We start from the raw sequence: 9806 nt of genomic DNA on the forward strand, positions 1-9806 counted from the left end.
CCTCCCACACCGACTGGCACCTGCCCGCACCCCCGCCGGAGGGCTTCGAGGACGGCACGCTCCCCTTCCTGTCCCTCCCGGACGTGACGGCGGCCGTCGCCTGGCACCGCGCCCCTGGTACCGCACCCGTGCCTACCGCCTCACCCGCACCCTCCTCGTGGCCGCCGCGCTCACGACGGCCGGCGTCTGGTGGGCGGGCCCCGGCACCCCCTCCTCCCCGGCGATCACCGCGGCCCCCGGCTCCGACGCCAAGAGCGTCCGCGGGGTATCCGGCGCGTCCGGTCCCTCCGGCACTTCCGGGACGACGGCCCCCGGCCCCGACGCGAGAAACGTGCCCCCGACATCCGGTACGACGAAGGCGCCCCCGAAACCCGCCCCCACCCCCCACCCGTACCCCTCCAGAGCCACCCGCCTCGTCATCCCCTACCTCGACGTCGACGCCCCGGTCACGCCTCTGTCCCTCGACCGTGACCACCGCCTCACCGCACCGCCCGTCGACGTCCCCAACCTCGTCGGCTGGTACTCCGGCGGCCCCGCACCGGGCGCCCGAGGCACGGCCGTCGCCGTCGGACACCTCGACACCCACACCACCGGCGCCGTCTTCGCCGGCCTCAAGGAACTCAGCCCGGGTCACCTGATCGAGGTCCACCGAGCGGACGGACGAACCGCCGTCTACACGGTCGACACCGTCACGTCCTACGACAAGAAGGACTTCCCCGACCGGGAGGTGTACGGCGACCGAGGACGCCCCGAACTGCGCCTGATCACCTGCGCGGGCCGCTACGACCGCCGGACCGGCTACTCGGGCAACACGGTCGTCTTCGCGCACCTCACGGGGGTGCGGGGGCGTTGAGGGGGCGCCTTCCCTCCGTGTCACCGATGGTCATCGGCCCCTGGTGTGACCCGTACGACCCGGACCGGGCCCCGAAACCCTCCGGCGCCACAGCGTGATCGGCTCACTGAACAGGTCGCGCACCCCGGTTCTCGTCCATCCCGTTGACCCCATACCGTCCGGTCAGTATGTTCCCGGGAACGTCCCCCGCGCCCCACGGAGTGTGCACGCATGGACACGTTCCCCACCGCTCACCCCCGTACGACCCCTACCCCCACGGCGTCACACCGCCGGGTCGCCACCGCTGCCGCGCTGGCGTCGGCCGTGGAGTGGTACGACTACTTCGTCTTCGGGATCGCCGCCGCGCTGGTGCTCGGTGATCTGTACTTCCCGTCGGGCAGTTCGACGGCCGGGATCCTCGCCGCCTTCGCGACCTTCGCCGTCGGGTTCCTGGCCCGGCCGATCGGCGGGATCGTGGCCGGGCAGCTCGGCGACAAGCGGGGCAGGAAGCCGATGCTGGTGATGGCGCTGACCCTGATGGGGGTCGCGACCACCGGTATCGGGCTGCTGCCCACCTACGACACGATCGGGGTGGCCGCGCCGATCCTGCTGGTGCTGCTGCGCGTCGTGCAGGGCATCGCCGTGGGCGCGCAGTGGGGCGGCGCGATGCTGCTGGCGACCGAGTACGCGCCGGAGGGCAAGCGCGGGATCTACGGCAGCTTCGTCCAACTCGGCGTCCCCATCGGCGTGGTGACCGCGAACACCGTCTTCCTGCTGGCCGGCGCCTTCACGAGCGAGAGCGCGTTCGAGGCGTGGGGCTGGCGAGTCCCGTTCGTCGTCGGTCTGTTCGTCCTCGTGCTGGCCCGGTACATCCACACCCATGTCGAGGAGACCCCCGAATTCCGGGCGGCGGAACAGGAGTTGGCGCAGAAGGAGAAGTCGGAGCAGGGTTCCCCGCTGCGCACGGTCCTGCGCCACCACCTCGGCACCGTGTTCCTCGCCGGCGGCTCCTTCGCCGTGAACACCGCGACGTTCTACATCCTGATCACCGGCGTCCTCGACTACACGACCCGCGACCTCGACATGAAGCGCAGCTCGGTCCTGACCGTTTCCCTCTGCGTCAGCCTCACCCAACTCGTCCTGATCCCCGCCTCGGCGGCCCTCTCCGACCGGGTCGGCCGCATCAGGATCTACGCCCTCGGCGCGGCCGGCATCGCCCTGTGGGCCGTCCCGATGTTCCTCCTCATCGACACCGGCTCGCTGCTCTGGCTCGCCGTCTCCACCTTCGTCGCCGGCTGTTTCCTCAGCATCATGTACGGCCCCCAAGCCGCCCTGTTCGCCGAGCTGTTCACCCCGGAGATGCGGTACACCGGCGCCTCGCTGGGCTACCAGATCGCGGCGGTCGCGGGCGGCGGACTCGCGCCGTTCGTGATGGTCCTGCTGCTGAAGACGACGGGGACGTCGATGTCGGTCTCGGCGTACATCATCGGCCTCGCCGTCATCGCGCTCGTCTCCATCAAGATCCTTGCGGACCGGGCCCGTTCACGCTGATCCGGGCGAACTGCCCTTCCAGGCCGTCCAGTAGAGCCGTCAGCCCGGTCTCGAAGGCCCGCTCGTCCACGGTCTCCTGCATCTCGGCCAGCAGATGCGCCTGGCCGAGATGCGGATAGTCGGCGGGGTCGTACGCGCCGCGGTCCCGCACGAAGCCGCCCGCGAACGACCCCAGCGCCGACCCCATCACGAAGTACCGCATCAGCGCCCCGACGGACGTCGCCTGCGCGGCGGGCCACCCGGCCCGGACCATCGCCCCGTACACCGCGTCGGCGACCCGTAGTCCCGCAGGCCTGCGACCCGGACCCTGGGCCAGCACCGGGACGATGTTGGGGTGATCCCTGAGGGCGGCCCGATAGGACGTCGCCCAGTCGTGCAGGGCCGTGCGCCAGGGCCGGCCGTCCTCGAACATCGACAGGTCGACCCGCGCGCTCACCGAGTCGGCGACCGCCTCCACGATCTCGTCCTTGGTGGCGAAGTGGTTGTACAACGAGGGCCCGCTCACGCCGAGTTCGGCGGCCAGGCGGCGCGTCGAGAGTGCGCCGAGACCCTCCGTGTCGATCAGTTCCCGGGCCGCGGCGACGATCCGTTCGGTGCTCAGCAAGGGCTTGTGCGGTCGGGCCATGGCGCTCATAGTAGGGCTGCGCCAGAAAACTAGCAGTGGTAATTAACCCTTACGGGAAGCCCTGACAGGAATCGCCGCATGAATCTGGAACTGACCGGGGAACAGACCGCCGTCCAGCGCCTCGCCCGGGACTTCGTCACCCGCGAGATCACCCCGCACGTCCGCGACTGGGACCGCGCCGAGGCCGTCGACCAGGGCATCGTGAAGAAGCTCGGCGCCGTCGGCTTCCTCGGCCTCACGATCGACGAGGAGTACGGCGGCTCGGGCGGCGACCACCTCGCGTACTGCCTGGTCACCGAGGAGCTGGGGCGCGGCGACTCCTCGGTGCGCGGCATCGTCTCCGTCTCCCTCGGGCTCGTCGCCAAGACGATCGCCGGGTGGGGGAGCGAGGAGCAGAAGCGGCGCTGGCTCCCGGGGCTGACCTCGGGGACGTCCATCGGGTGCTTCGGGCTGACCGAGCCGGGGACCGGGTCCGACGCGGGCAACCTCGTCACCCGGGCCGTACGTGAGGGGGACGCGTACGTCGTCAACGGCACCAAGATGTTCATCACGAACGGGACGTGGGCCGACGTCGTCCTCCTCTTCGCGCGCTCCACCGACGCCCCCGGCCACAAGGGTGTCTCCGCGTTCCTCGTCCCCACCGACACCCCGGGCCTGACCCGCCGCACGATCCACGGGAAGCTCGGGCTGCGTGGGCAGGCCACCGCCGAGCTGGTCTTCGAGGACGTCCGGATCCCCGCGTCCGCGCTGCTCGGCGAGGAGGGGAAGGGGTTCTCCGTCGCCATGTCGGCGCTCGCCAAGGGGCGGATGTCGGTGGCGGCCGGCTGCGTCGGGATCGCGCAGGCCGCGCTGGACGCCGCCGTCGGGTACGCGGGGGAGCGCGAGCAGTTCGGCACGCCGATCGCCGGGCACCAGCTCGTGCAGGAGCTGATCACCGACATCGCGGTCGACGTCGACGCCGCCCGCCTGCTGACCTGGCGCGTCGCCGACCTGATCGACCGGGGGCTGCCGTTCACCACCGAGGCGTCCAAGGCGAAGCTCTTCGCCTCCGAGGCCGCCGTCCGCGCCGCGAACAACGCGCTCCAGGTGTACGGGGGCTACGGGTACATCGACGAGTACCCGGTGGGGAAACTGCTGCGGGACGCGCGGGTGATGACGCTGTACGAGGGGACCAGCCAGATCCAGAAACTGGTGATCGGGCGGGCGCTGACAGGGGTGTCGGCCTTCTGAGGTACCTCCCGGGAGTGAGTACCTCCTGAGTACTACGGCGGATGTGGCGCGGGCCACGTTCGGCGAGACTCGTTCCCATGAGTGAGACACCCAAACAGCAGGGCACCGCCGCCTTCTACGGTCAGGCCGTGGCCTCCTTCGCCGTCGCCATGGCCGCCACCACCGTCGGGATCTACCAGCTCAGCGCCGACGCCTGGGTCCGCGGGTTCCTCGCGATCGCCGTGCTCTACCTGGTGACGTCCTGCTTCACCCTCGCGAAGGTGATCCGCGACCGCCAGGAGGCCGGGCAGATCGTCACCAGGGTCGACCAGGCCCGCCTGGAGAAGCTGCTCGCCGAACACGACCCGTTCGAAAAGCTCTGACCGGCCTGACTAAGCGCCCGCTCACCTTCGGCGGTATGGTAGGGCGACTGTCTGTGAGAAGGGTCGGTGAGTGATGAGTACGGCGCAGGACACGATCGGCGGCGAGGCCGAACCGTGGGAAGAGGTCACGCCCGACGCGGCCCGACGTCTGCTCGTCGCCGCGGTCGAGGCGTTCGCCGAGCGCGGCTACCACGCCACCACCACCCGGGACATCGCGAGCAGGGCCGGCATGAGCCCGGCCGCGCTCTACATCCACTACAAGACCAAGGAAGAGCTGCTCCACCGGATCAGCCGCATCGGCCACGACCGGGCGCTCGACATCCTGCGCACCGCCGCCCACCGCGAGGGCACCGCCCCCGAGCGCCTGGCCGACGCGGTCAGCGACTTCGTCCGCTGGCACGCGATCCGGCGCACGACGGCCCGTGTCGTCCAGTACGAGCTGGACGCCCTCGGCCCCGACGCCCGCGCCGAGATCGTCGCCCTGCGCCGCGAGGTCAACGCGGTGATGAGCGGCATCCTGGAGGACGGCGTCGCGTCGGGGGAGTTCGACGTCATCGACATCCGCGGGACGACACTCGCGATCCTCTCCCTGTGCATCGACGTGGCCCGCTGGTTCAACGTGGCCGGGACACGGACGCCGGAGGAGGTCGGCGAGCTGTACGCCGACCTCGTACTGCGGATGGTGGGGGCCGCGAAGTAGTACTCCGGGGGCAACTCGTGCGAGGTAGCTCCCTAGAGGTAGTACCGGGACACCGACTCCGCCGCGCACACCGGCTTGTCGCCGCCCTCGCGCTCCACCGTGAACGCGAGGGTGATCTGCACCCCGCCCTTGACGTCCTCGACGGAGCTGATCCGCGCGGTGGCACGCAGCCGGGAGCCGACCGGGACCGGGGCGGGGAAACGGACCTTGTTCGTACCGTAGTTGACGCCCATCTGCACGCCTTCGACGTGGATGAGCTGCGGGCCGAAGAGGGGGAGCAGCGACAGTGTGAGGTAGCCGTGCGCGATGGTCGTCTTGAACGGCCCGGCCGCCGCCTTCTGAGGGTCGACGTGGATCCACTGGTGGTCCCCGGTGGCCTCGGCGAACAGGTCGATCCGCTTCTGGTCGACCTCCACCCAGTCGCTGTACCCCAACTGCTCGCCCACCGCCGCCTTGAGCTCGTCGGCGGACGTGAAGATCCTCGGCTCTGCCATGGTCCCGGCCTCTCGCTGTGCGTCCCTGTGAAGTCCAGATCTAAGCAACTGCTTAGCATGGTGGTCCCCGGGGTCCCTGTCAACGGCTCTGGGCAGGCCCGGTCGCCCCGTTAGGGTGGACGCGTGCCCCAGATCCACGAGAACGTCCAAGAGCTGACCGTCGGCCAGTTGGCGGCGCGCAGTGGTGTCGCCGTGTCCGCGCTGCACTTCTACGAGGCGAAGGGGCTGATCACCAGCCGCCGCACCGCGGGCAACCAGCGCCGGTACGGCCGGGACACCCTGCGGCGGGTGGCGTTCGTGCGGGCGGCCCAGCGGGTCGGCATCCCGCTCGCGACGATCCGGGAGGCGCTCGCCCGGCTGCCGGAGGAGCGGACGCCGACACGGGAGGACTGGGCGCGGCTGTCGAAGGCGTGGCAGTCCGAACTGGACGAGCGCATCAAGCAGTTGAACCGGCTGCGCGACCACCTCGCGGACTGCATCGGCTGCGGCTGCCTCTCCCTCGACACCTGCGTCCTCTCCAACCCGGACGACGTCTTCGGCACCCGCCTCACCGGCTCCCGGCTGGTGGTGGAACACCGGGAGGGGTGAGGGGGCGTCCCCTCAGGGTGTGGCCCCTCAGGGGCACCCCGAGTCCCTCACTCGTATTCCGTCCCGCCCTTCCGCGTCAGATACGCCGGACTCACCGCCTTGGCGATCGCCCGCCCCCCGACGACAGCGCTGTACCTCTCGACGGCGGCCCGGATCACGACCCCCTCCCGCAGATGCAGCCCCCTCCCGGACACCGTCTCGCGCCCGGTCGCCAGCGCGAGCACCTGCTCACGGTCGTAGGGCCCCGTGAACAGCCGGGGCACGAGGGGCAGTTCACCCCCGAGCAGGGCCTCCGCGTCCAGCCAGCGCACCACCCCGTCGACCTCCGCGGCCACGTCGAACACCGCGTACCCGAGGGACTCGCGGCGCCCGTCGGCCCCGTACGACAGATCCTGGACGCCGTCCCCGTAGACCTCCCCGAAGATCCCCACCCGTCGGGCACCGAGGCGCGCGGCGAGCCGGGCGGCGGCCTCGGGGACGCCGTGGCCGCGTACGGCACGCCAGTACAGGTTGCGGGGATCCTCCTTGAGAGCCAGGGACTTGGCGCCGAACCCCTTGGAGGAGACGTACACCCGCTCGTCGTCCGCGACGTACGTCAGCAGGCAGGCCGAGCCGTGCAGCTTCTCCGTGAGTACTACGGGTTCCCCCGGGGTGAAGACGTCCGGGTAGCGCTGGATGTTCTCGATGTCGACCCAGGGGACAAGCTCGGGTGCCGGTTCCACGTCCCCGCTCATCGTCGGCGGCACCGGCGGCACCCACTTCGTGATGCCGAGCGCCTCGGCGAAGTCGGTGCCGTCCTCGGCGGCCCGCGCCAGATCGACGTCGGCCAGCGCGCGCGGTCGGCACACGATCCCCTGCGACAGCTCCCCGCGCAGCCGGACCGCCTTGACCCGGTCCGCGTCCGAGCCCGCGAGGCGTCCGGTGAGTCCCAGCTCCGCGATGAGCCCGGCGGGCAGCACCGACTGCTCGGGGATGTACACGGCGGTGTCCCCGGTCCGGTACACCCCCTTCGCCACGACCGCTCGGTACAGGCCGACCTGGGCCAGTTCGAGGGCGTCTGCGTTCGGGTGCTCGTGCACGGTCAGGACTTCGGCGGTGACGCGCAGCGTCGACATGAGGGCTCCTACGGATGCGGTTTCATCGCCCCCAACTGTCCTGACGGGAATGGGGTGGAGCGAACGGATTTCCGCCTGCTACTTTCGACGGCCCTCACGGACCCGGGCGTCACAGGGTTCACCGGAGCGAAGCGGCGCGAAGAAACCCTTGAGCGCCCCCGGAGCCGAATGAGTGCCCCCGGCGCCCGCTGATCGTCCCCGGCGTACGCGCACCGGCGTTCCACAGGGGGTGCGGCATCCCCATCGCACCCCCGTCGGCCGCTCGGCCGAACCCCGCGGAAGCCCGGCGCGGCCCTACGCCGACACCAGCAGCCGCCCCCGCCGCGCCGACGCCAGCGCCTCCGGGGTGAGGACGGGACGCGGCACCAATATGCCGCAGTCCGCGCAGACCGGGCCCGCCGACGGCTCGTGATCGAGTTCGTACTTCCACAGGAGCCGTTCGCCGCCGCACACCGGGCAGTTCGCACCCGGCTCGCGCTCCAGCGCGGCGATCAGCCGGCGCAGTACCTCGGCCAGCGGCTCACGGGGGTGGAGCCGCGGGTCGTCGCACCATGCCACACCGAACCCGCCCCAGGTCAGCCGGTGCCAGTCGTCGACACTCCCCGGCCTGCGCAGTCCGTCGTGCTTCTCCTTCCTGCGCCGCTGGGCGAAGCCCGCCTCGTAGGCCAGCCACACCGTCCGCGCCTCCTCCAGTTCCTCCAGCGCGGCCACGAGCCGCGCCGGGTCGGGAGAGCGGTCCTCGGGGCCGAAGCCGGCCCGCGAGGAGAGGTGGTCCCAGGTCGCCCTGTGCCCGTAAGGGGCGAACCGCTCAAGGCACTTGCGCAGCGAATAACGCCGCAGCGCCAGATCGCTGCGCGGATCGCGCGCCTGTCTCGCCAGACTCCGGAAACCTGCCATCGCCTTGCACCTCCGTCACACCTGCACCTGTACTTCGGTCACTTCGGCGCCGTCGCACCGGATTTGCGCGACGTCGTCGAATAGACGTATCGACTCTCGAATCGGCTCCATCCGATTTCCGGATGGCCCCCGCCGGGTGCGGAGCCGTGAAAAAACTTGACGCATGTTCACTTTCAATCCCGGGGATACCGGCGGTAACCTTCCGGCCACCCCCGTCGCTAGGAGCTGCACATGCCACGGCGAACTCCCCTCGACAGACTGAGAACTCCCGGCGGAATCCCCGGGTTCCTGAAGAGCGCGACCGTATGCGCGCTCCTCGCCGGTCTGCTCTCCCCGCTGTCCCCCCTGGCCCGCGCCGCCACCGCCGAGGCGGCCGAGTCCAACGACTACTGCGGCGGCCAGTGTTCGGACATCCTGCCGCCCGGCCAGAACGGCAACGCGACCCTCGCGCAGATCATCCTCAACCAGGCGTTCGGCACCCAGCCCGACCACGCCGACGACCAGCTCGGCCCGTACAGCAACCTGGCCAAGGGCTATCCCGCCCTCACCAACGCCACCATCAACACCTTCTTCAACGACGCCTCCTTCGGGGTCCCGGCCGATCAGGTCGCCTCCACCCTCAAGCCGGCGGGCCGCACCGACGTCACGATCGTCCGCGACAAGAAGACGGGCGTCCCGCACATCTCCGGCACCACCCGGTACGGCACCGAGTTCGGCGCCGGATACGCCGCCGCCCAGGACCGGCTGTGGCTGATGGACGTCTTCCGCCACGTCGGCCGCGGACAGGTCACCGCCTTCGCCGGCGGCGCCCCCTCCAACCAGGGCCTGGAGCAACAGTTCTGGCGCAACGCGCCGTACACCGAGGCCGATCTCCAGGCGCAGATCGACAACGCCGTCGCCACCAGCGGCGCCCGGGGCCGGCAGGCCCTCGCCGACGCGAACGCCTACCTCGACGGCATCAACTCCTACATCGACGCCTCCGACAGCGGCCGGTACTTCCCCGGTGAGTACGTCCTCACCGGGCACAAGGACGCGATCACCAACGCCGGCACCATCGACCACTTCAAGATCACCGACATGGTCGCGCTGGCGTCCGTCATCGGCGCGCTCTTCGGCTCCGGAGGCGGCGGCGAGGTCAACAACGCGATCTCCCTGCTCGCCGCGCAGGAGAAGTACGGCGTGACCGAGGGCGCCAAGGTCTGGGAGTCGTTCCGCGAACGCAACGACGCCGAGGCCGTCCTCACCGTCCACAACGGCGAGAGCTTCCCGTACGCCTCGAAGCCCGCGAACCCGCAGGGGACGGCGCTGCCCGACGCCGTCCATCCGGGGGTTGACCATCCGCCAGCCGAGGGTGGTGGAGTACAGCTCGGCGTGCCCTGCGGGGAACGGCCTGTCGTTCTTCGGCAGGACGT

11 protein-coding genes are annotated in these 9806 nt (G+C 70.7%); 7 read left to right on the forward strand and 4 right to left on the reverse strand.

The genetic code is table 11. The features are described 5' to 3' along the window. The first annotated feature begins 157 nt into the window (after positions 1-157). The gene (locus ACVNF4_RS26785) at positions 158-853 is read left to right on the forward strand and encodes a class F sortase (protein WP_461805439.1); all 696 of its coding nucleotides are present in this window, start codon (positions 158-160) and stop codon (positions 851-853) included. Positions 854-1063: 210 nt separating this feature from the next. After that, the gene (locus ACVNF4_RS26790) at positions 1064-2383 is read left to right on the forward strand and encodes an MFS transporter (protein WP_461805440.1); all 1320 of its coding nucleotides are present in this window, start codon (positions 1064-1066) and stop codon (positions 2381-2383) included. Here the strand turns inward: ACVNF4_RS26790 and ACVNF4_RS26795 are convergent. Further along, positions 2349-3008 carry a TetR/AcrR family transcriptional regulator gene (locus ACVNF4_RS26795; RefSeq protein WP_461805441.1) on the reverse strand — a complete coding sequence of 220 codons (660 nt, stop codon included), beginning with the start codon at positions 3006-3008 and terminating at the stop codon, positions 2349-2351. The genes ACVNF4_RS26790 and ACVNF4_RS26795 overlap by 35 nt on opposite strands. 78 nt (positions 3009-3086) lie before the next feature. Between ACVNF4_RS26795 and ACVNF4_RS26800 the strand changes: the two genes are divergently transcribed. From ACVNF4_RS26800 to ACVNF4_RS26810, 3 genes are all read left to right on the forward strand, one after another. After that, positions 3087-4238 (forward strand): acyl-CoA dehydrogenase family protein, encoded by a 1152-nt coding sequence (locus ACVNF4_RS26800; protein WP_461805442.1) that lies wholly within the window; start codon positions 3087-3089, stop codon positions 4236-4238. A gap of 77 nt (positions 4239-4315) precedes the next feature. After that, the gene (locus tag ACVNF4_RS26805; protein ID WP_461805443.1) at positions 4316-4600 is read left to right on the forward strand and encodes a YiaA/YiaB family inner membrane protein; all 285 of its coding nucleotides are present in this window, start codon (positions 4316-4318) and stop codon (positions 4598-4600) included. 73 nt (positions 4601-4673) lie between these two features. Further along, the gene (locus ACVNF4_RS26810) at positions 4674-5300 is read left to right on the forward strand and encodes a TetR/AcrR family transcriptional regulator (protein WP_461805444.1); all 627 of its coding nucleotides are present in this window, start codon (positions 4674-4676) and stop codon (positions 5298-5300) included. A 32-nt stretch (positions 5301-5332) separates the two neighbouring features. Here ACVNF4_RS26810 and ACVNF4_RS26815 read toward each other — a convergent pair whose 3' ends face one another. Further along, positions 5333-5794 (reverse strand): MaoC family dehydratase, encoded by a 462-nt coding sequence (locus tag ACVNF4_RS26815; RefSeq protein WP_461805445.1) that lies wholly within the window; start codon positions 5792-5794, stop codon positions 5333-5335. 123 nt (positions 5795-5917) lie between these two features. Here ACVNF4_RS26815 and soxR point away from each other — a divergent pair, with 123 nt between their 5' ends. Continuing rightward, a complete protein-coding gene (gene soxR / locus ACVNF4_RS26820) occupies positions 5918-6382 on the forward strand; it encodes a redox-sensitive transcriptional activator SoxR (protein WP_461805446.1) in 465 nt (154 codons plus the stop codon). Positions 6383-6429: 47 nt separating this feature from the next. On the opposite strand, the gene ACVNF4_RS26825 is transcribed toward soxR, so the two are convergent. Both ACVNF4_RS26825 and ACVNF4_RS26830 read right to left on the reverse strand, forming a co-directional pair. Continuing rightward, entirely contained in the window at positions 6430-7497 is a 1068-nt protein-coding gene (locus ACVNF4_RS26825) for an RNA ligase (ATP) (protein ID WP_461805447.1), read from the reverse strand. 294 nt (positions 7498-7791) lie between these two features. Continuing rightward, positions 7792-8394, reverse strand: coding sequence for a hypothetical protein (locus ACVNF4_RS26830; RefSeq protein WP_461805448.1), 603 nt, complete (start codon positions 8392-8394; stop codon positions 7792-7794). 231 nt (positions 8395-8625) lie between these two features. Between ACVNF4_RS26830 and ACVNF4_RS26835 the strand changes: the two genes are divergently transcribed. Further along, the coding region (locus ACVNF4_RS26835; protein WP_461805449.1) for a penicillin acylase family protein at positions 8626-9806 on the forward strand (1181 nt) is incomplete at its 3' end.

Source organism: Streptomyces sp. S6 (genome assembly GCF_054880855.1).